General features: G+C 60.9%; 19 protein-coding genes. 14 read left to right on the forward strand and 5 right to left on the reverse strand.

From position 1 onward, the window contains the following. The first annotated feature begins 82 nt into the window (after nt 1-82). On the forward strand, nt 83-2857 hold the full coding sequence (locus NPS56_RS27115; protein ID WP_274077490.1) for a hybrid sensor histidine kinase/response regulator: 2775 nt from the start codon (nt 83-85) through the stop codon (nt 2855-2857). Nucleotides 2858-2921: 64 nt separating this feature from the next. Then, nucleotides 2922-3518: a MarC family protein gene (locus NPS56_RS27120; RefSeq protein ID WP_008058841.1), complete on the forward strand. Its 597-nt coding sequence runs from the start codon at nt 2922-2924 to the stop codon at nt 3516-3518. A 44-nt stretch (nt 3519-3562) separates the two neighbouring features. On the opposite strand, the gene NPS56_RS27125 is transcribed toward NPS56_RS27120, so the two are convergent. The 5 genes from NPS56_RS27125 to cobG form a co-directional block, all read right to left on the reverse strand. Further along, nucleotides 3563-4387 carry a hypothetical protein gene (locus NPS56_RS27125; RefSeq protein ID WP_274077491.1) on the reverse strand — a complete coding sequence of 275 codons (825 nt, stop codon included), beginning with the start codon at nt 4385-4387 and terminating at the stop codon, nt 3563-3565. Nucleotides 4388-4567: 180 nt separating this feature from the next. Next, nucleotides 4568-6262, reverse strand: coding sequence for a precorrin-3B C(17)-methyltransferase (gene cobJ, locus NPS56_RS27130; RefSeq protein WP_274077492.1), 1695 nt, complete (start codon nt 6260-6262; stop codon nt 4568-4570). Beyond that, nucleotides 6262-6993, reverse strand: coding sequence for a precorrin-2 C(20)-methyltransferase (locus tag NPS56_RS27135; RefSeq protein WP_274077514.1), 732 nt, complete (start codon nt 6991-6993; stop codon nt 6262-6264). Before NPS56_RS27135 ends, cobJ begins: the two co-directional genes overlap by 1 nt. After that, a complete protein-coding gene (locus NPS56_RS27140; RefSeq protein ID WP_274077493.1) occupies nt 6993-7619 on the reverse strand; it encodes a precorrin-8X methylmutase in 627 nt (208 codons plus the stop codon). The genes NPS56_RS27135 and NPS56_RS27140 overlap by 1 nt, the downstream gene beginning before the upstream one ends. After that, nucleotides 7612-8934, reverse strand: coding sequence for a precorrin-3B synthase (gene cobG, locus NPS56_RS27145; protein ID WP_274077494.1), 1323 nt, complete (start codon nt 8932-8934; stop codon nt 7612-7614). Before cobG ends, NPS56_RS27140 begins: the two co-directional genes overlap by 8 nt. A 192-nt stretch (nt 8935-9126) precedes the next feature. On the opposite strand from cobG, the gene NPS56_RS27150 reads away from it, so the two are divergent. From NPS56_RS27150 to urtA, 12 genes are all read left to right on the forward strand, one after another. Then, entirely contained in the window at nt 9127-9777 is a 651-nt protein-coding gene (locus NPS56_RS27150; RefSeq protein ID WP_274077495.1) for a hypothetical protein, read from the forward strand. A gap of 132 nt (nt 9778-9909) precedes the next feature. After that, nucleotides 9910-11121: a precorrin-6y C5,15-methyltransferase (decarboxylating) subunit CbiE gene (gene cbiE / locus NPS56_RS27155; protein ID WP_274077496.1), complete on the forward strand. Its 1212-nt coding sequence runs from the start codon at nt 9910-9912 to the stop codon at nt 11119-11121. Next, a complete protein-coding gene (locus tag NPS56_RS27160) occupies nt 11114-12211 on the forward strand; it encodes a cobalt-precorrin-5B (C(1))-methyltransferase (protein ID WP_274077497.1) in 1098 nt (365 codons plus the stop codon). The genes cbiE and NPS56_RS27160 overlap by 8 nt, the downstream gene beginning before the upstream one ends. Next, entirely contained in the window at nt 12208-12936 is a 729-nt protein-coding gene (locus tag NPS56_RS27165; RefSeq protein ID WP_274077498.1) for a cobalt-precorrin-6A reductase, read from the forward strand. Before NPS56_RS27160 ends, NPS56_RS27165 begins: the two co-directional genes overlap by 4 nt. Before the next feature lie 189 nt (nt 12937-13125). Further along, complete coding sequence (locus NPS56_RS27170) at nt 13126-13428, forward strand: type II toxin-antitoxin system RelE/ParE family toxin (RefSeq protein ID WP_274077499.1); 303 nt, start codon at nt 13126-13128, stop codon at nt 13426-13428. A gap of 3 nt (nt 13429-13431) precedes the next feature. After that, nucleotides 13432-13722 carry an addiction module antidote protein gene (locus NPS56_RS27175; RefSeq protein WP_274077500.1) on the forward strand — a complete coding sequence of 97 codons (291 nt, stop codon included), beginning with the start codon at nt 13432-13434 and terminating at the stop codon, nt 13720-13722. A 97-nt stretch (nt 13723-13819) separates the two neighbouring features. Next, complete coding sequence (locus NPS56_RS27180; RefSeq protein ID WP_274077501.1) at nt 13820-14218, forward strand: DUF2946 domain-containing protein; 399 nt, start codon at nt 13820-13822, stop codon at nt 14216-14218. 47 nt (nt 14219-14265) lie between these two features. Next, complete coding sequence (locus NPS56_RS27185; RefSeq protein WP_274077502.1) at nt 14266-14745, forward strand: copper chaperone PCu(A)C; 480 nt, start codon at nt 14266-14268, stop codon at nt 14743-14745. A gap of 21 nt (nt 14746-14766) precedes the next feature. After that, a complete protein-coding gene (locus NPS56_RS27190; RefSeq protein ID WP_274077503.1) occupies nt 14767-15213 on the forward strand; it encodes a DUF2946 domain-containing protein in 447 nt (148 codons plus the stop codon). Between the two features lie 84 nt (nt 15214-15297). Further along, on the forward strand, nt 15298-17415 hold the full coding sequence (locus tag NPS56_RS27195) for a TonB-dependent copper receptor (protein ID WP_274077504.1): 2118 nt from the start codon (nt 15298-15300) through the stop codon (nt 17413-17415). A 110-nt stretch (nt 17416-17525) separates the two neighbouring features. Next, complete coding sequence (locus NPS56_RS27200; protein ID WP_274077505.1) at nt 17526-18902, forward strand: PepSY-associated TM helix domain-containing protein; 1377 nt, start codon at nt 17526-17528, stop codon at nt 18900-18902. A 243-nt stretch (nt 18903-19145) separates the two neighbouring features. Next, a complete protein-coding gene (urtA, locus tag NPS56_RS27205) occupies nt 19146-20411 on the forward strand; it encodes an urea ABC transporter substrate-binding protein (protein WP_046819717.1) in 1266 nt (421 codons plus the stop codon). Nucleotides 20412-20462 lie beyond the last annotated feature (51 nt).

The following is a 20462-nucleotide window of genomic DNA, read 5'->3' on the forward strand; positions in this document are numbered from 1 at the left end:
GCAGGGGCTTGCAGCCCTTGCCTGGCTATTGCGGCGCCGCGCATAGTTATATTCTGGCATTAACCTACGAAAGGATTTCGCCGTGCGCTGGCTCAGGATTGCCATAACTCTAACCGTCACAATGCTGACCTTGCTCTGCATGCTCCCGGCCCAAGCCGCGCAAGGCAGTGGCTGGGCGGTATTGCTCGACGAACAGGGTGACCTGCAGCTGAGCGATATCCGCTCCGCCCGCTACACCAATCAATTCAGCCCCATCGAACTCGACCACCTCACGGCGGCCGAGCCCGAGGGTGCGCTATGGCTGCGTTTCAAGCTTGCGCCGGGCAAGCATGAACAATTGCTGCGGGTGTTCGCACCCGATCTGCTGCACTTCAACCTGTATGTGTTTGACGGCGACAAGCTGATCGAGCAATCCCATACAGGCAACGAGCAACCGCTGGCAGACCGCCCATTGCCCAGCAGCGACTTCATGCTGCCGTTGCCGCAAAGCGAAAAGACCCTGGACGTTTACCTGCGACTGGTTTCCGAACACCAGTTGAGGCCCTACATCACCTTGCAATCGGCGGTCATCACCGCGGCCAATCAGAACCAGACGCTGGTCTACGGGCTGCTGTTGGGTTGCATTGCCATGCTGATCCTGCACAACCTCATCCGCTATGCCTATACCCGCTCGACCAGCAGTGTCTGGCTGGCGGTGTGCGAAGCCTTGTTGATGCTCAGCCTGGTGCTGTTGTTGAACCTGGCGGGCCCCTGGATCCCGGACTGGCAGGCCGTGCAAACCCCCGGTGCCTACCTCGCCTTGCTGCTGACGGCCCCCAGCGGCCTGATATTTGCCTATCGTTTCTTCAAGCCCCTCGGCCCGCATCCGCTGAACAAGCTGCTGGTGGGCGACATCCTGTTCATCATGATCTGCAGCCTGCTGTTGTTGTTCGTCAACACGCTGCCGCTGAACATCATCACCTACGCACTGGTCGCACTGGCCGGCCTGAGCATGTTGTTCGTCAGCGCCTATCACTGGCAAAAAGGCTATCGCCCGGCGCGGCTGTTCGTGGCGGCCATGGTGGTATTCAACCTTGGCACCCTGATCATCCTGCCCGCCTTGCTGGGGCTGACCCTGATCGAACCCCATGACCTGATCACCACCCTGCTGGTGTTCATCTGCATCAGTGGCCTGTTGATGAGCATTGCCCTGAGCGAACGCCAGCGCAGTATTACCGAAGCTCGTTTCAGTATCAGTCGCGACCTGGCGGCCAGCAACGCCGAGGTCAATGCCAAGGCCGAGTTCCTGGCAAAGATCAGCCATGAGATCCGCACGCCGATGAATGGCGTGCTGGGCATGACCGAGTTACTGCTGGGCACGCCGCTGTCGGTCAAGCAGCGCGATTATGTGCAGACCATCCACAGTGCCGGCAACGAACTGCTGACATTGATCAACGAAATTCTCGACATTTCCAAACTCGAGTCCGGACAGATCGAACTGGATGATGTGCAGTTCGATCTCAACGCCCTGATCGAAGACTGCCTGAGCATCTTCCGCGCCAAGGCCGAGCAGCAGAACGTCGAGCTGATCAGCTTCATCCAGCCACAAGTACCGCGCGTGATCAGTGGCGACCCGACGCGCTTGCGCCAGACGTTGCTGAGCCTTTTGGAAAACGCCCTGAAGAAAACCGACGAAGGCGAGATCCTGATCGTCGTCGCCCTCGACGAACGCAGCAGCCATCCACGCCTGCGCATCGCCGTACAAGACAGCGGCGAACCGATGGACGCCGAAGAGCGCGACGCGCTGATGCACGCCGAACTGCACAGCAAGCATTTCCTCTCGACCAACCACCTGGGCGGTAATCTGGGGCTGGTGATCGCCCGTCAACTGATTCGCCTGATGCAAGGCGAATTCGGCATCAAGAGTGGCAACAACCAGGGCAGTACCTTGTGGCTGACCTTGCCGCTGGACCCTGACCGCCTGGAGCATCCGACCTCGGACCTCGATGGCCCGCTGCAGGGTGCACGGGTACTGGTGGTGGATGACAACGACACCTGCCGCAAGGTGCTGGTGCAGCAGTGCACCGCCTGGGGCTTGAACGTGAGCGCCGTACCCTCGGGCAAGGAAGCGTTGGCGTTGTTACGCACCAAGGCGCACCTGCGTGACTACTTCGATGTGGTCCTGCTGGACCAGAACATGCCCGGCATGACCGGCATGCAACTGGCTGCCAAGATCAAGGAAGATCCGAGCCTGAACCACGACATCCTGCTCATCATGCTGACCGGCATCAGCAATGCGCCGAGCAAGATCATCGCGCGCAACTCGGGGATCAAACGCATCCTGGCCAAACCCGTGGCCGGCTATACCCTCAAGACCACCCTGGCCGACGAACTGAACCAGCGCAACAAAGGGCTCGCGGTCCCGCAACACTCGCCATCCGGCCCGCCGTTGCCGATCAAGGTGCCCAGCGATTTCCGCATTCTGGTGGCCGAAGACAACAGCATTTCGACCAAGGTCATCCGCGGCATGCTGGGCAAGCTCAACCTGCAACCGGACACCGCCAGCAATGGCGAAGAAGCCTTGGTGGCGATGAAGGCGCAGCGTTACGACCTGGTGCTGATGGACTGCGAAATGCCGATCCTCGACGGCTTTTCGGCGACCCAGCAGCTGCGTGCCTGGGAAGTCGGCAATCAGCGGACCCGCACCCCGGTGGTCGCGTTGACCGCACACATCCTCGCCGAGCATAAGGAGCGGGCACGCCAGGCCGGAATGGACGGACACATGGCCAAGCCGGTCGAGCTCTCGCAGTTGCGCGAATTGATCGAACACTGGGTTGCCCAGCGCGATCAGAACCGCACGACGACGCCAACGTCCTGAGCCGACAGACTCCACGGCGCCTGTTAGACTCCCCCTCGACTTCCCTCGCCAGTGAGCCTGCCCCATGCTCCACGTGTTGTTCAGCGTTTACCTGAAGATGCTGGTGCTCTACAGCCCGTTCTTCGTGTTGTCCTGCTTCATCAGCCTGACCCGCGGTTATTCGCGCAAGGAACAACGTCGACTGGCCTGGAAAGTGGCCATTGCCACCTTGGTCTCCAGCGTCTTGCTGTACCTGTTCGGGCGGGTAATTTTCAGCGTGTTCGGCATCACCGTGGACGCCTTCCGCATCGGTGCCGGCAGTGTGCTGTTCATCTCGGCGCTGGGCATGGCCCAGGGCAAATCGGCGGTGCAGACCGACAACGTGCAACAGGACGTGACCATAGTCCCCCTGACCATCCCGCTGACCGTCGGCCCCGGCACCATTGGCGCCTTGCTGGTGATGGGCGTGAGTCAGCCGCACTGGGACGACAAACTCACGGCCATCGTCAGTATTGCCCTGGCCAGCTTTACCGTGGGGGTGGTGCTGTACCTGTCCAACCGTATTGAACGCATACTCGGCGACCAAGGCTTGCAGATAGTCAGCCGATTGATGGGGCTGTTTGTGTGTGCGCTGGCGGCGCAGATTATATTCACGGGCGTGAAGGGTTACCTGGTGCCCTGAATGCTCCAGCACACCCAGAGGTCAGTAACCTCTGGGCCTGCTGATTATTGTGTGCGTTTACGGCGTTGAAACCTTTTTACCAACTGCGTGCTCTGGTGCAGACCGAGCACTGCTTCAATTTCTTGTTTGACGTGAGAATAACGAAGCGGGTTGAAAGTGACAAAAGAGGCGGCGCGAAAAGTATTCAGGTCCGATGTCTTCCAGTCTAAAAAAACCACCTTGCCATCGTCTTTGTCGGCATTGCTGTCGATGGACGACAACATGATCAGGACCAGACCATTCTTCAGTTGCTCGCAGGGCAATATCGCCAGTTTGACACCTTTGGTCTTCGTGACTTCATAGTTGAAAACCTTGATGGTTTCGGGCTCCTTCTTCAGCGCATCCAGGGTGGAATCCGCGACCGCGCCCAATACCGTCGCCCCAGGAATGGCCGCTTTTGCCGCATCGATACCCGACTTGATAATGTCTGTGACGATGTTGGCCATCGTCAGCTGCACAGCACTGCGACTGTGCTCGACATAACCGCTGTCGGGAACGTAGCAGCCCAGATCTTCCATGCAATTTAGAAATGCACGATGCCACTCCTTAGGCTTTTTATCACCCGGGACTTCCAGGGTCGCCTCCATCTTCGAAAACTTGATGATGTTTTCGATAATTTCCATGTTCTCGAGTGACACATTGTCGCCGTAACCGACAAGTGTATTCCCAAGGACAACGGCATCGAGCTCCTTGGTAGGACTCGAAACTTCCACGGTGGCCAGCTTTTGCATTCGGGCAACATTCGGCATCAGGGACTGGCGCCGCGCAATACGCCAGCCGACCAAGTCATTACTTTCTTCTACACTCAGAGAACCTTCATTATTTAACATATCAAACAATCCTTATTAGTTTCGTTTAGCGCCCTCCTGGGCAAAACGAATCTAACCCACTGCACCGCCGCCTACAAACTGCACTAATGACCATATGTGTATAACTTGAAGCCAGACAAAAAATCGCCCGAGCCAACGACTCGGGCGATCCAATGTTATTCAATTTGAAAACAGAAATGCCTATTTGATGTCGATCAACTTGTCACCATAACTTCGTGGCGTGTACACCCATGACAACCCATGCAAGCGTGGAAACACCCGGGTCGTGGATGAACCGATCAACACCATGGTTCGCATGTCGACCTGATCCGGCGTCAATTGACCGAGGGTCGTTACCCGCAAAGTCTGTCCCGGACGGGCGATATCGCGCCCCAGCACCACCGGTGTATCGGCTGCACGGTGCCGGGCGACGACCTCCAGTGCGCGCCCCAACTGCCACGGCCGTGACCGTGAGATCGGGTTATAGAACGCCATCGCCAGATCAGCCTGCGCCGCCAGGTCCAGGCGTTTCTCGATGATCTCCCATGGCTTGAGGTTGTCCGACAGCGACAGCACACAGAAGTCATGCCCCAGCGGTGCTCCCGCCTGGGCGGCTGTCGCCAGTGAGGCCGAGACACCCGGCAGGATCTCCAGGTCGACCTGATGCCAGGCCGGGTCGCCGGATTCATGCAGTGCTTCGAGCACCGCCGCCGCCATGGCAAATACGCCGGGATCCCCGGAAGATACAACCACCACACTGCGGCCTTGCACAGCGAGCTCAAAGGCATGCCGGGCGCGCTGCATTTCTTCACGGTTGTCGGTGCAGTGCAACACCTGGTCTGGCCGATAAGGGCCCGCCATGCGCACATAGGTTTCATAGCCGAGGACGTCGTTGGCCCGCGCCAGTTCCGCCTTGACCGCCGGCACCATCAACTCGACAGCACCCGGACCGATACCGATGACGGCAAGGCGCCCGCGGGGACGACCGATCAGCGTGACGTCCAGCGGCTGTTCGGCGACCGCCAGGGTAATTCCGTTATCGGTGTGCAGAACCACGGGGAGCCCGATCACCTCCTCGACGCTGCCCGCTGCCGTAAACCGCAGCGCGACACCCAACTCCAGCGCCACATCATGCAGCGTCGGATTACCCATCATCTGATCGCTGGCCAACAGGCACGCCAGTGATTGCTGCGCAATTTTCGCCCGGCGCAAAGCCTGGCGAATGGCCTCGGGCAGGTCTGCAACGTCGTCGCTCACTAGCGCTACGACGCTTTTTGGATAGATCAGCAACTCATTGGCCGCAGGTTCGCGCTCGGCGGTGCTGACATGAATCGACAGATTCGCCTGCTGATCCTGGGGCAACTGTGCTTGCGCGAGCCAAGGTGCCTCACCTTCGATCCGTACAGGTTCGCCGCCGAGCAGGTCGGACACAAAACGTTTGCCGAGCTCCAGGTCAGCCAATGCATAGCCGCTTGGCGGGTTGAGCAAACAGGTGCCGAAGCGCAGCTCGCCACTGGTGGTGATCGCCGCCGCCACGCCCAGCCCTTGGGCAATTTCCCGGGCCAGCAGGTTGACGCCGCCCAGGCCGCCCAACAGCGGCACCACCGCGCTGCCATCTTCGGCAACCGCCAGGACCGGCGGCTCCGCGCCCTTTTCCAGCAGCAGCGGCGCCAGGGTGCGAATCACGATGCCGGCCGCGCACAGTGCGATGATCGGCGTGTCCTGTTGATAGAGCTCACGCAGGGTTGCGCCGAACTCCTGGTAGAGGCGGTCAGCACCGTCGACCCGTTCGGCCAGGCCGTGGATCAGGGCGCCCGGGTACAACTGCTGGATCTTGCGTGCGGTAGCGAGGCTGCCATTGCCGAGAATGACAATCGCCGGGACGGGACGAGTCATCAGCCTTGCCACCTTTCACCGGGAACGATGATCAGCGAAAAATACGGCGAAGACAGCGGATCGACCTGATCCAGCGGCACGATCTTCTGGTTGGCCATGGTCGCGCGCTCGACGTACAGCGCTCGCCCGGCCAGGCCCAGTTCTTCCAGCACCTGGCGGACCTTGGGGAAATTGCGCCCCAGCTTCATGACCACCGCGGCATCGGCATCGGCCAACCGGCGCTTGAGCTCTTCGTGCGGCAGCACGCCGGACAACACCGACAGGCTCTGGTTGCGGTACACCAGTGGCGCACCGAGCACCGAGGCGCCGCCCAGCATCGAGCAGACACCCGGCACGACTTCGGCCTCATAGCGCTCGGCCAGACGGTCGTGCAGGTACATGTAGGAGCCGTAGAAGAAGGGATCGCCTTCGCAGATCACGGCCACGTCACGACCGGCATCGAGATGCGCGGCCAGTTGTTCGCCAGCGGTATCGTAGAAATCGCTGATCACCTGCTCGTAGGACAGCGGCGCCGGCAAGGCCTCGGTGGTGACCGGGTAGACCAGTGGCAGCAGCGTCTGCGCGTCCTGCAGGTGTGCTTCGATGATGCCGAAGGCATTGCCCTTTTTGCCTTTGGCAACGAAATACGCCACCACCGGCGATTCGCGCAGCAGGCGCAGGGCCTTGACGGTAATGAGTTCCGGATCACCGGGGCCGACGCCAAGGCCGATCAAACGTCCTGGTTGCTGCATCATTCAATCTCCGTGGCGAGGGCATTGACGGCGGCGGCAGCCATGGCGCTACCACCCAGGCGGCCTTGCATGATCACAAAGGGCACGCCGCGACTGTTCGCCGCGAGCATCGCCTTGGACTCGGCGGCGCCGACAAATCCCACCGGGAAACCGAGGATCAGGGCAGGCTTGGGGGCACCGGCGTCGAGCATTTCCAGCAGGTAGAACAAGGCGGTCGGCGCATTGCCAATCACTACCACGCTGCCTTCCAGGTAGGGACGCCACAGCTCCAGCGCCACGGCCGAGCGCGTATTGCCCAGCTCACGGGCCAGGTCCGGCACGCTGTCATCGCGCAGGGTGCAGATCACTTCGTTGTTCGCTGGCAAGCGCGCGCGGGTCACGCCCTCGGAGACCATTCGCGCATCGCACAGAATCGGCGCCCCCGCGGCTAACGCATCGCGCCCGGCCTTGCCCGCGCCTGCGGAAAACTGCAGGCCATCGATCGCCTCGACCATACCGCAGGCGTGGATCACCCGGACCGCGAGTTTTTCCAGATCAGCCGGGATTCGCTCCAGGTTGGCCTCGGCGCGAATGATCGCGAAAGAATTGCGATAGATCTCCTGACCGTCGCGGATGTAATCAAGCATCAAGGGGACTCCGTGGGCGGGCATCAAGCCATGCGCCAGCCGCTTCAATTGTGAGATTGCGTGCTTGCAGCGCGCCGAAACCCGGCAACGCTGCATCGCGAAAATAAAGATCGTAGTGACCGGTACCGGTCGCCAGCAGTGTGACGGGCGCCGTATGGGCGCATGCACAGGAGCGCGGGCAACCCGACAAGTGCACCTGCTGCCGCTCCGTCAGATCGTGCAGCCGTGCCGCCAGTTGCCGCGCATCGCCCTTGGTATCCGCCAGCCCTTTGGCGCAACCGGCCGAGCCGGTGCAGGCCACCACAGAGCACAGGGCCTGACGGGGGTCGACCAGGAAACCCAGCGCCTGCAACTGTTGGATGACGAGCGCGGCATCCTGGTGACGGATATTGGGCAGCAACAGGCTTTGCCACGGCGTCAGGCGCAGGCTGGCGTCACCCAGAGTTGCGCAGAGCTCGGCCGCCCCCTTGAGCATCGTCGGGTCGAGCCGCCCCAGCGGTGGCATGGCGCCGACGTACATCAGGCCTTCCTGACGTTGTGGAAAACTGCCGATGGGTAGACCGGAACGGCGAGCCGGGGCTTGCCATTGTCCGATGTCGAGCAAGGGTACGCGCCCGGCCAGCGTTTGCAGCAACGAAGGGCGCGAATGTTCGGCCAGCAGATGGCGCATTCGGGTCTGGTCCGGCCGCGCGAGTTCCAGAAACAACTCCAGCACGGCCACCACCAGGCGATGTCCATCGCCCAGCAATACCGCGCCGACGGGTGTGTCTACAGGACACCCGGCAAGACCGAAGACCAGCAGTGCCTCGCCGTTGCGCTCAATCGCGCTCAACCACAGGTCATGTGGATGCTCGAGCATCGCCACGCTTTCACCGCCATCAAGCTGCACCGCGAACTTGGCCGATAACTCATGGAAGCGCGGATGGGTTTGCAAGCTGTTTAGAATTTGCCGGGCCAGCGGCCGAGTGTCGATCAGCATGTCCTGATCGATGCCGGCACTCGGGCTCAGCATCAGATTGCGCACGTCGTCGCCAAGGGCAGTGGTGGGGCCAAGTCCCGCGGCCAGCAGGCTCTCGATCAACGCCGGCGTCTGCTGACCAATCCCGCGAATTTGCAGGTTCGCCCGGTTGGTCGCTTCGATGACGCCACCGGCATACCGCCGGGCAGCATCAGCGACAGCCACGGCCTGGTCCGCGCGCAGGGAGCCACCGTCGAGTTTGATCCGGCAAATTCCGCCATCCAGCGCCTGGACGACACGCAACAACCCGGGACAGGCCGAAGGGCGCAAAGGACTGGAGGCTTGAGGTGAATTCACGGGATGACCGGTAACGGGACGAAGAGCGGCATTATGCCTGCTTTATCCAGCCGGATGAAAAGACCGAGTGGATTGACGACGAAACGCAAGTACTTACAGAAAGAATCAAATTAACACGCCGAGAAATTTTCAACTGCCCGGGGGCTCTTGTACTTTGCAGTGACCAACAAGGATGTTTGTCAGGAGTTGCATATGGATAATAAAACCCCAGCGGGCCTGTTAACCGGCCCCAATTTGATTTCGTGCATTGGAGAACTCTCGCTGCAAGACTTTGACGACATGACCCATTGCACACAGATCGCCACTCGATCCGCCGATATGATCTGCAGTCGTTTTACCGACTCGACACAATGGCTCGATGAATATGTCAAAACGCTGAATTTCCTCGGCTGGTGGATCTTCGAGGACAGCATTTCCACCCGCATTCGTCACGACGTCTCCAATAGTGTCGCGGACTTCCTGGTACAAAGCGCCCAGGCCATGCCGGACAGCCGCCAGGGCAACGCCATGATCGACACGCTCGACGCATTGAAACCGGATAAACCGGCACTCTACTCCCTGGATACGGAAAGCCTGATGGGAAAGCGATTTCAGGTCATGCCTGCACGTTACGACGCCAAGGGTTTCCTGGAAATTGCCGTGTTCAATCTGGAGTTGGTGAGTTATGCAAAAAAAAGCGCTTTTCTGTTCTTCGATTGGGAGGGGCAGGCTTCAAAAATCATTCAACAACGGGCTTACCTGAAACTGGACAGAAACAAACTCGACGCTAAAAGAGCACTCATCGACAAGAAACGTCGCGAAATCCTCATGAGCAAGTTCGACTTGCGAAGGAATAGAGGATGACGCCCCGCGCAGCGATTTCACCGACTGACCGCAGGCCACGGCAATCAACACCGCGCTATGATGCGCACCCGTGCAGGTCGACACAGGCCTGAGCGCGGTGATGACAGCTTCGCTTTGCAAATGAGGAACAGCATGACCCCCTGGCTGACAGTGGTAGGTATCGGTGAAGACGGCTTCAAGGGCCTGGGTAAAAACGCCCGACATGCTCTATTGGGCGCTTCGCGGATCATTGGCGGTCAACGGCAGCTGGATCTGTTGCCGGCTTGCATCCGGGGTGAACGGCAGTCATGGCCCAGCCCGTTTTCCCTCGACCCGGTACTGACCAGACGCGGCGAGCCCGCCTGCGTTCTGGCCAGTGGCGATCCGATGTTCTTTGGCGTCGGCGCCAGCCTCGCCCGACAACTGCCTGTCGATGAGATGCTGATCCTGCCGGCCCCCTCGTCTTGCTCGCTGGCCGCCGCGCGGATGGGCTGGGCCCTGCAGGACGTGGTCACGCTTTCTGTCGTCGCCCGCCCTGCCGCCGCGCTGAACGCACACTGGGCTAGCGGTGTTCGCCTGCTGGTACTGAGCAACGATGGCCGCAGCCCGGGCGAAATCTGCAGGTTGCTGTGTGAACGCGGTTTCGGCGCGAGTCGTATCACCGTCCTCGAGCATCTGGGCGGCGAAGCCGAACGCCGCATTGACGGCGTCGCCAACGACTGGCTCGACCCGGTGATCGCCGACTTGAACCTGATCGCCATCGACTGCGTTGCCGATCCCGCCACTGCGCGCCTGTCACGCCTGGCCGGCTTGCCCGACTCGGCATTCAAGCATGACGGCCAGCTGACCAAGCGCGACGTACGCGCCATCACTCTCGCCCGCCTGGCACCGGTCCCCGGTGAATTGTTGTGGGATGTCGGCGCCGGCAGCGGTTCGATCGGCATCGAATGGATGCGCACCCATCCGGGTTGCCGTGCGCTGGCGATCGAGGCCGACGCCGGGCGCCAACAACTGATCGAGCACAACAGAGACGCTCTGGGCGTGCCCGGCCTGCAACTGATTCGCGGCAGTGCGCCGCAAGCACTGGCGGGCCTCGAAAGCCCGGATGCGATTTTCATCGGTGGCGGGGTCACCCGCGAAGGCGTGCTCGACACTTGCTGGGCAGCGCTCAAACCCGGCGGCCGGCTGATCGCCAACGCGGTCACGCTGCAAAGTGAAATGACCCTGATGGCGTGGCGCGAACAACACGGTGGCGAACTGACGCGTATCCATATCGCCCAGGCGCAACCACTGGGAGACTTCGATACCTGGCGCCAGGCGTTGCCCATTACCTTGCTGGATGTGACGAAGCCTTTCGATGCGTGACGAAACCGCCGAACAACCTGCCCCGCTGCGCAGCGGACTGACCACCGGCAGCTGCGCCACCGCGACCAGCCTGGCGGCGGCTCGCCTGTTGCTCGGTGGTGGAAGCTCGGACGCCGTGCAAATCGTCCTGCCCAAAGGCAAGCAGGTGCAGATGCGCCTGGAGTTCTGCCGCTTGATCGATGACGGCGCAGAGGCCGGGACGATCAAGGATGCCGGGGACGATCCAGACGTGACCCACGGTGCACTGCTCTATAGCCAGGTGCGTCTACTGGACGAGCCAGGTGTTCGCTTCAGTGCCGGGCGAGGTGTCGGAACGGTCACCCGCCCGGGACTGGTGTTGGGCGTCGGCGAGCCGGCAATCAATCCGGTCCCGCGCAAGATGATCAGCGATCACCTGACGCTGCTCGCCGTTGAGCTGGGCTACAGCGGCGGTTTCGAGGTCACGGTGAACGTCGAGGACGGCGAGGCCCTGGCGTTGAAAACCATGAACCCGCGCCTGGGCATTCTCGGCGGCCTGTCTATCCTCGGCACCAGCGGCATCGTCCGGCCGTTTTCCTGCGCGGCCTACATCGCCTCGATCCACCAGGGCATCGATGTCGCCAAGACCAACGGCTATCTGCACATCGCCGCCTGTACCGGCAACGCCAGCGAAGACACCATGCGCCGGGTCTACCACCTGCCGGAAATCGCCCTGATCGAAATGGGCGATTTCGTCGGTGCAGTGCTCAAGCATCTGCGCAAGGTGCCCGTGGATAAACTGAGCATTTGCGGCGGCTTCGGCAAGATCAGCAAACTGGCGGCGGGGCATATGGACCTGCACAGTCGGCATTCGAGCATCGATCTGCCACAACTGGCCGAATGGGCCGCCGCAATCGGCGCCGATGCCGCCTTGCAGCAAGGCATCCGCGAAGCCAACACCAGTCAACAGGCCCTGGCCATGGCCAGCTCCGCAGGTATCGCCCTCGGCGATGCCGTGTGCCAACACGCCCTGGACTTTGCCCGCAGCGTGGTGCCGGCGCAGGTTCAGGTCGAAGTGTTTGCCATCGATCGCCAAGGCGGGATCGTCGGCCATGCGGGAGCTTTTCAATGAAACGCATTCTGTTGCTCGGCGGCGTGACCGAGGCCCTGGCGATTGCCCGAACCCTGGGGCCGCAACACATCTATAGCCTGGCCGGTATCGGTCGGGTGCCGACCGATTTGCACTGCCAGGTGCGCGTGGGTGGCTATGGCGGCGCCGAAGGCCTGGCTCAGTTCGTCCGCGATGAACGGATTGATCTGTTGCTCGATGCTACTCATCCCTACGCCGCCCAAATCAGTCAAAACGCCGCGACGGCCGCCCGTTTGAGCGGCATCGCCTGCTGGGCGCTACGCCGTCCGGCCTGGCAACCACAGGCCGGTGATGACTGGCGTGAGGTCAGCGATTGGGCCGGACTGATCGAAGCGCTGAAGCCCTTCCGGCGACCGCTGTTCACATTGGGCCGCGAGCCGTTGCAACATCTGGACGAGATTCCACCGGAGCAATTCTGGACCCTGCGCGCGCTGGACGTTTATCCCGGCAATGAACGCTGCGAAGTGATCGGCGCACGCGGACCGTTCCTGATCGACGATGAACGCGAGCTGTTCGAACGTCGCAACATCGACGTGTTGATCAGCAAAAACAGCGGCAGTAGCGCTACTGAACCGAAACTGGATGTGGCGCGCGAGCGTGGCTTGCCGGTACTGATATTGAAGCGGCCGGAGTTGCCGGTGGTAGAGCGGGAGTTTGGGTCGGTGCCAGATATGCTGGTTGCCCTGTCGACGTCAGACAATTCCTGAGCGCTACTGAACCCTGCGATTTTGCCGGCAAAACTCTCGGACAGATCTGACTTTCCACATCAGGGCTCTAACCCTATAGTCCTTTTCCACCTGATCCCATCAAGCGCACCCACCATTTACAGGGATGAATGGCTTCGCCTCGAGAAAAGAGTTGCTTGCCACAATGTATCCCAAGGAATACGATCCACTATGTTCGAGTTTGAACGATCCCGAATATTTGCCGATTGGCTCAACTCACTGAGGGACACCATCGGCAAAGCTCGGATAATCGCCAGACTTCGAGCCTCCGAGCATGGAAATTTTGGTGATTGTGAATCCGTAGGCGCTGGCGTTCATGAAATGCGCGTTCATTACGGCCCTGGCTACAGGCTGTACTTCACTCGCAAAGATGAAGTGATTTACTTACTGTTGATCGGGGGCGACAAATCGACTCAAAAACGAGATATCAAACGTGCTATTCAAATGGCACAAAATATCGGTAGTGAGGAGTAAATCATGGCCGAACGATTCACCCGTTTTGACGCCGCCGAGTTTCTCAAAACACCGGAAGAAATGGCGGCTTATCTGGACGCCTGCTTTGAAGAGGATGCTGGCGACGGTGTGTTGATACGTGCAGCGCTGAACGATATAGCCCGAGCGAAGGGTATGACACAAATTGCCCGTGATGCCGGCCTTGGACGAGAGAGCCTTTACAAAGCGCTGAGCAGCAGTGGCAATCCCGAATTCGCGACTATCATGAAGGTTATGAAAGCCTTGGGCCTGCGTTTGCATGCCATCGCTGTCTGATTGGGCTGCGACACCACACCGCACGCAGTCTTTTTACTTATCGGCCCTGATCAGGCTAAATAGCCGCGCCTGATCGCCCACCCACCGGATTTGTCCCATGTCCCGACAACGGCTTGCAATTGCCTGGATCGCCTGCTTTGCAGTGCTGTTCAACATGCTCGCCATGCCGATGACCGGAGCGATGGCGCAGACGGCGAAGTCGCCAGCCGAACAATTGTTGTGGGGCAGTTTCTGCTCGTCCAGCGGCACCAGGATGGTGGCGATTTCCCTGGGCGACATCGAGCAGAAAACTCCGCAAAGCGACGACCATTCCAACATGCAGCATTGCTGGTGCTGCTCTGGCTCCGCGCCACTGGTGGCGTTGCCCGGGCATGAGCCGCAGCTGTATTTCGCGCACTTCGAGTCAAATCGAAGCCTGCCGCCCCCATCCCTCGACACCCCGACACCCCGCCAGCAATGGCCCAGCCTCAACCCCCGCGCCTCCCCTCTGGTGTGATGACTTCTCGCAATTGACCTGCGTTTTGAATCACCTGGAGAACTGCCATGTTGAACAGACTCATCGTCCTGGCCGCGTTGCTGCTGCCTGCCTGCTTTGCCAATGCCCACGAATACAAGGTCGGCGCACTGGAAATCGCTCACCCGTGGTCGCAGGAGCTGCCGCCCAATGCACCCAACGTCGCCGCGTATTTCGTGATCCATAACGCGGGTAACACAGCCGACCGCCTGCTCAGTGTCGACTCACCGATCTCGGGCGAAGCACAACTGCATGAGCACTTGATGCAAAACGACCTGATGAAAATGCAGCAGGTGCCCAGCGTGGAGATCCCCGCCGGCGGCGACGTCACCTTTGCACCGATGGCCTACCACGTCATGTTGCTGGGGTTGAAAGACCGCAGCCTGCTCAGCGATGGCAAGCGCTTCCCTCTGACCCTGCATTTCGAGAAGTCCGGTGACGTGACTGTCGAAGTGGCGGTGCAGAAGCAGGCGCCCGAGGCCACGCAAAAGCACGCACACGTTCAGTAACCCACTGAGCTCAGGCCGCCCATGCGCCCGCCAGGCACCAGGACATCCGCCCACCGTCGTCAGCCATTGAGCCTGACGCGCGGCAGCTGGATCAGCCTGTTCGCCATGTTGATGATCTTTATCGGTCCGCTGATTTCTCAGTCGATGCCGATGGATCAGCACGCCTCGACCTCCATGAACATGTCGATGGACATGAGCATGGACATGTCGGCGATGGAGCACGCCGATCACGGCGCACCAGCGGCTGCAGAGCATTGCCCGCCTGCGTCGGGGCACCATGCACTCTGGGAAAAATGCGGCTATTGCAGCCTGCTGTTCAACTGCCCGGCGCTCACCGGTGGCGGCTCGTTCACCGCGTTCGACACCCCGCCCGCCAACACTTTCACCACCCCATCCCCGCGCCTGGGCCATGCCCGGCAAACCTTCTTCCCCGGCGCCCGCACCCGCGCCCCGCCCGTCGTCGCGTAAACAATCACCTCTGATTTCACACGGTTTAGCGAACAGCTTCAGGTTGTCGGCCGTGTCGTTTACGACTGTTCGATGGAAATTGTCATGTCCAGGTTTTCTGCTGTCCCATGCCTGAGCGTTGCCCAGGCCTCCCTTGTCCTGAACGAATCCAGCATTCGCTTCAGGCACGCCACCGCCATCCTGTGCGGTGCCTTGCTGGCGCCCTCCGCGCTGGCCGATGAACACGCAGGTCATAGTGAAGAACTGAGCCCGACGGTCATTACCGCCATTGCCCCGAGCTCGCCTCTGACCATCGTCACCAACCCCAAGGACCCGCGCCAGCCTGTGCCGGCCAGCGACGGTTCCGATTACCTGAAAACCATTCCGGGCTTCGCCCAGGTGCGCAATGGCGGCACCAACGGCGACCCGGTGTTGCGCGGCATGTTTGGCTCGCGCCTGAACATCCTCACCAACGGCGGCATGATGCTCGGCGCCTGTCCTGGGCGGATGGATGCACCGACTTCATATATCTCCCCGGAAACCTACGACAAGCTGACCGTCATCAAAGGCCCGCAAACCGTGCTCTGGGGACCGGGGGCTTCGGCCGGTACCATCCTCTTCGATCGCGAACCGGAAAGTTTCGGCGAACTCGGCACGCGGGTGAACGCCAGTGTGCTGGCCGGCTCCAACGGTCGATTCGACAAACTGGTGGACGCCGCTGCCGGCGGCCCATTGGGCTACGTGCGGGTGATCGGCAACACCGCCCAGGCCGACGACTACAAGGACGGCAACAACGACACCGTGGCATCGCGTTATGACAAATGGAACGGCGACGTCGCGCTCGGCTGGACCCCGGACGCCGATACCTTGCTGGAGCTGACCGCCGGCAAGGGTGATGGCGAGGCGCGTTACGCCGGACGCGGCATGGACGGTTCGCAGTTCAAGCGCGAGAGCCTCGGGCTGCGCTTCGAGAAGTCCAACATCAGCGACGTGCTGGAAAAGCTCGAGGCGCAGGTCTATTACAACTACGCCGACCATGTGATGGACAACTACACCCTGCGCACGCCGTCTGGCACCGGGATGATGGCCGGCCCCATGGCGTCCAACGTCGACCGTCGTACCCTCGGCGCGCGAATCAAGGCCACCTGGCGCTGGGCCGATGGACAGTTGATCAGCGGCATCGATGCGCAGACCAACGAACACCGCCAACGCAGCGCCATGGGTATCGACACCTACAAGGACCAGCCGTACACCAAGGACGCCGACTTCCACAACTACGGGGTGTTCAGCGAACTGACCTGGTACGCCGCCGATCGCGACCGACTCATCACCGGCGCACGACTGGACCGCGCTTCGGCCAAGGATTATCGGCAAACCCTCGGTTCGGGGATGATGACCCGCCCGAATCCAACCGCTGACGACACACGTGCCGACACGCTGCCCAGCGGTTTCATTCGCTACGAACACGACCTCGCCGACAGCCCGACTACTTTGTACGCGGGCCTCGGTCACACCCAACGCTTCCCGGATTACTGGGAGCTGTTTTCGCCCAACTCAGGCCCCGCCGGATCGGTGAATGCCTTCGATTCGATCAAGCCGGAGAAAACCACCCAGCTCGACTTCGGCCTGCAGTACAAGACCGAAGACCTCGATGCCTGGGCCTCGGCTTACGTCGGCCAGGTGCGCGATTACATCCTGTTCAACTACACGCCCGGGATGATGGGGATGACTTCGCAAGCCGAGAACATCGACGCGCGAATCATGGGTGGCGAACTGGGAGCCGCTTATAAACTTACCGAGCACTGGAAAGCCGACGCGACCCTGGCCTACGCCTGGGGCAAGAACAGCAGCGATGGCAGTGCATTGCCGCAAATGCCGCCGCTGGATGCCCGTTTCGGCCTGACCTACAGCGAAGACAACTGGAGCGCCGGCGCACTGTGGAGAGTGGTTGCCGCGCAAAACCGCATCGACCAGAACAAAGGCAACGTGGTCGGCAAGGACTTCGACAAGACCCCGGGTTTTGGCGTGTTCTCGCTCAACGGTGCCTATCGGATCAACCAGCACTGGAAGGTCAGCAGCGGCATCGACAACCTGTTCGGCAAGGCCTACGCCGAACACTTGAACCTGGCCGGCAACGCCGGGTTCGGCTACCCGGCCAATGACCCGCAAGCCATCAAGGAACCGGGGCGCACGCTCTGGACGAAGGTGGATATGAGCTTTTAAGAGCCCCGCAGGCAAGCCCGCTCCCCTGTAGGAGCGAGCTTGCTCGCGATCGGTTGCGCAGCAACCGCAAACAAACAACTAAAAGATCCAAGCCAAGCGGAGCACACGTGATGAAACAGCCCAAAGTGAATTTCTACAACCTGGCCTGGCGCTGGCATTTCTATGCCGGATTATTCGTTGCGCCATTCATGGTGATGCTGGCCCTGACCGGCACCATCTACCTGTTCAAGCCGCAGCTCGATTCATTGATGTACAGCAGCCTGCTCAACGTCCCGGCCGGCCACCACACCGTTCCAGCCGACGACCTGCTCAAGCGGGTGAAAGACGCGTATCCACAAGGCACGATCAAACAGTACCTGCCGCCGATCAACGCCGAGCGCAGTGCCCAGTTTGTCGTGCTCAACGAAGGTACCGAGCTGAACGTGTTCGTCGACCCTTACCACGGCGACATCCTCGGCGAACAAGACGCCAAGAAGAACCTGCAGGCGGTCGCGCGGGCGATTCATGGCGAGCTGATGATCGGCACCGTCGGTGACCGACTGGTGGAACTGGCCGCGGGTTGGGGGGTGGTACTGGTGGTGTCCGGGGTATTCCTGTGGTGGCCACGTGGTCAGGCCGCGGGCATTCTCTGGCCACGCCTGAGCAGTCGAGGCAGGGTGTTGTGGCGTGACCTGCACGCCGTCACCGGTTTCTGGGGCGCCTCATTGCTGCTGGTAATGCTGCTAAGCGGCATGACCTGGACCGGCTTCTGGGGCCAACAGTACGCCGCCGTCTGGAACGTCTTTCCGGCAGCGATGTGGGATAACGTGCCCAAGTCCGACGTCGAAGCGCGCAGTCTAAACAGCGCCACCCGCCAGACCGTGCCGTGGGCCATGGAAAATACACCGATGCCCATGTCCGGCGATCACGCCGAACACATGGCCCACGGTGCAGCGCCATCCGGTCCGGCCGCGCCGACCATCAGCCTGCAGGACGTGCAGAACATCGCCGTGCAACGCAAGGTCGAGCCCGGCTACAGCATCACGTTCCCGACCACGGCCACCGGCGTGTTCACCATTGCCGTGTTCGCCGATGACCCACGCAACGACGCCACCCTGCATGTCGATCAATACACCGGCAACGTCCTCGCCGACGTACGTTACGAGCACTACGGCGCCGTCGCCCGCGCCACGGAAATCGGCGTGATGCTGCACGAAGGCAAGATGTTCGGCACGCTCAACCAGATCATCGTCCTGCTGATCTGCCTGATGATCTTGCTCAGTGCGGTCAGCGGCGTGGTGATCTGGTGGAAGCGTCGTCCGCAAGGCAAGTTCGGTGTCCCGCCGCTGCGTCACGACCTGCCGAAATGGAAAACCGCGATGGTGATCATGTTCGCCTTGGCCGTAGCTTTCCCCTTGGTGGGAGCTTCACTGGTGGTGGTGTGGGTGCTGGACAAGCTCCTGTTGGGACGCCTCAACCGGCAAGCTGAACCCGATTCGGCAGCCTGAGCGATACCTGGGCAAGCAACGAACCGTGCTTGCCCGTCCTCCCTCCTCATCACGCCCCAATCTGGCGCATCTCAACGCACCAGCACGTCCGCCGCGTGCCTTGATGGTGCGCAAAATATCCGCACAACCGCTCTAACACGACATTTCCCTGTCTTTTTCCGACCGGGCACAGCCTTTGCTAAAGCCTCTTCAGTAGTCCGCATCTGCCAATCAAAAAATTCATAAGTTCATGGAGATCGCACAATGAAGCGTCGCAGCTTGATCAAGGCTTTCACACTCACGGCAAGCATTGCCGCGATGGGCATGACCTGGACAGTCCAGGCCGCCGAGACCATCAAGGTCGGTATCCTGCATTCGTTGTCCGGCACCATGGCGATCTCCGAGACGTCGCTCAAGGACATGGCGCTGATGACCATCGACGAGATCAACGCCAAGGGTGGTGTGAACGGCAAGATGCTCGAAGCGGTGGTGGTGGACCCGGCGTCGAACTGGCCATTGTTCGCCGAGAAAGGCCGGCAGCTGCTGACCCAGGACAAGGTCGCCGTGGTGTTCGGATGCTGGACTTCGGTCTCGCGCAAATCGGTGTTGCCGGTGTTCGAAGAACTCAACGGCCTGTTGTTCTACCCGGTGCAGTACGAAGGCGAAGAGATGTCGCCGAACGTGTTCTACACCGGTGCCGCGCCAAACCAGCAGGCGATCCCGGCGGTTGAATACCTGATGAGCGAAGAAGGTGGCGGCGCCAAGCGCTACTTCCTGCTGGGCACCGACTACGTCTACCCGCGCACCACCAACAAGATCCTGCGTTCGTTCCTGCACTCCAAAGGCGTCGCCGACAAGGACATCGAAGAGGTCTACACACCGTTCGGCCACAGCGATTACCAGACCATCGTCGCCAACATCAAGAAGTTCTCGGCCGGCGGCAAGACGGCGGTCATCTCGACCGTCAATGGCGACTCCAACGTGCCGTTCTACAAGGAACTGGCGAACCAGGGCCTGAAAGCCACCGACGTGCCGGTCGTGGCGTTCTCGGTGGGCGAAGAAGAACTGCGCGGCATCGACACCAAGCCACTGGTGGGCAACCTGGCGGCGTGGAACTACTTCGAGTCGGTGGAGAACCCGGCGAACAAGAAATTCGTCGCCGACTGGAAAGCCTACGCGAAGAAACACAACCTGCCGGGTGCCGACAAAGCCGTGACCAACGACCCGATGGAAGCCACTTACGTCGGCATCCACATGTGGGCGCAGGCCGCTGAAAAAGCCAAGTCCACCGACGTCGACAAGGTCCGCGAAGCCCTGGGCGGCCAGACCTTTGCCGCGCCGTCGGGCTACACCCTGACCATGGACAAGACCAACCACCACCTGCACAAGCCGGTGATGATCGGCGAGATCCAGGCCGACGGTCAGTTCAACGTGGTGTGGCAGACCGAAGGGCCGATCCGCGCCCAGCCGTGGAGCCCGTTCATTCCGGGCAACGACAAGAAGCCGGAGTATGCGGTGAAGAGCAACTGATCGCTGGATGCTGGCTTCTGTACCTGAGGCCAGCACAAATCCCTGTGGGAG

Source organism: Pseudomonas putida (genome assembly GCF_028682635.1).
Classification (GTDB): Bacteria; Pseudomonadota; Gammaproteobacteria; order Pseudomonadales; family Pseudomonadaceae; genus Aquipseudomonas; species Aquipseudomonas putida_AE.

What these genes read in the sequence shown, in the direction of transcription:
- NPS56_RS27120 (WP_008058841.1), top strand. Translation starts at nt 2,922, where the DNA reads ATGCTCCACGTGTTGTTCAGCGTTTACCTGAAGATGCTGGTGCTCTAC.
- NPS56_RS27140 (WP_274077493.1), bottom strand. Translation starts at nt 7,619, where the DNA reads ATGCTTGATTACATCCGCGACGGTCAGGAGATCTATCGCAATTCTTTC.
- NPS56_RS27150 (WP_274077495.1), top strand. Translation starts at nt 9,127, where the DNA reads ATGGATAATAAAACCCCAGCGGGCCTGTTAACCGGCCCCAATTTGATT.
- NPS56_RS27170 (WP_274077499.1), top strand. Translation starts at nt 13,126, where the DNA reads ATGTTCGAGTTTGAACGATCCCGAATATTTGCCGATTGGCTCAACTCA.
- NPS56_RS27185 (WP_274077502.1), top strand. Translation starts at nt 14,266, where the DNA reads ATGTTGAACAGACTCATCGTCCTGGCCGCGTTGCTGCTGCCTGCCTGC.
- NPS56_RS27195 (WP_274077504.1), top strand. Translation starts at nt 15,298, where the DNA reads ATGTCCAGGTTTTCTGCTGTCCCATGCCTGAGCGTTGCCCAGGCCTCC.
- cbiE (WP_274077496.1), top strand. Translation starts at nt 9,910, where the DNA reads ATGACCCCCTGGCTGACAGTGGTAGGTATCGGTGAAGACGGCTTCAAG.
- NPS56_RS27125 (WP_274077491.1), bottom strand. Translation starts at nt 4,387, where the DNA reads ATGTTAAATAATGAAGGTTCTCTGAGTGTAGAAGAAAGTAATGACTTG.
- NPS56_RS27160 (WP_274077497.1), top strand. Translation starts at nt 11,114, where the DNA reads ATGCGTGACGAAACCGCCGAACAACCTGCCCCGCTGCGCAGCGGACTG.
- urtA (WP_046819717.1), top strand. Translation starts at nt 19,146, where the DNA reads ATGAAGCGTCGCAGCTTGATCAAGGCTTTCACACTCACGGCAAGCATT.
- NPS56_RS27180 (WP_274077501.1), top strand. Translation starts at nt 13,820, where the DNA reads ATGTCCCGACAACGGCTTGCAATTGCCTGGATCGCCTGCTTTGCAGTG.
- NPS56_RS27175 (WP_274077500.1), top strand. Translation starts at nt 13,432, where the DNA reads ATGGCCGAACGATTCACCCGTTTTGACGCCGCCGAGTTTCTCAAAACA.
- NPS56_RS27200 (WP_274077505.1), top strand. Translation starts at nt 17,526, where the DNA reads ATGAAACAGCCCAAAGTGAATTTCTACAACCTGGCCTGGCGCTGGCAT.
- NPS56_RS27165 (WP_274077498.1), top strand. Translation starts at nt 12,208, where the DNA reads ATGAAACGCATTCTGTTGCTCGGCGGCGTGACCGAGGCCCTGGCGATT.
- NPS56_RS27135 (WP_274077514.1), bottom strand. Translation starts at nt 6,993, where the DNA reads ATGCAGCAACCAGGACGTTTGATCGGCCTTGGCGTCGGCCCCGGTGAT.
- cobJ (WP_274077492.1), bottom strand. Translation starts at nt 6,262, where the DNA reads ATGACTCGTCCCGTCCCGGCGATTGTCATTCTCGGCAATGGCAGCCTC.
- NPS56_RS27190 (WP_274077503.1), top strand. Translation starts at nt 14,767, where the DNA reads ATGCGCCCGCCAGGCACCAGGACATCCGCCCACCGTCGTCAGCCATTG.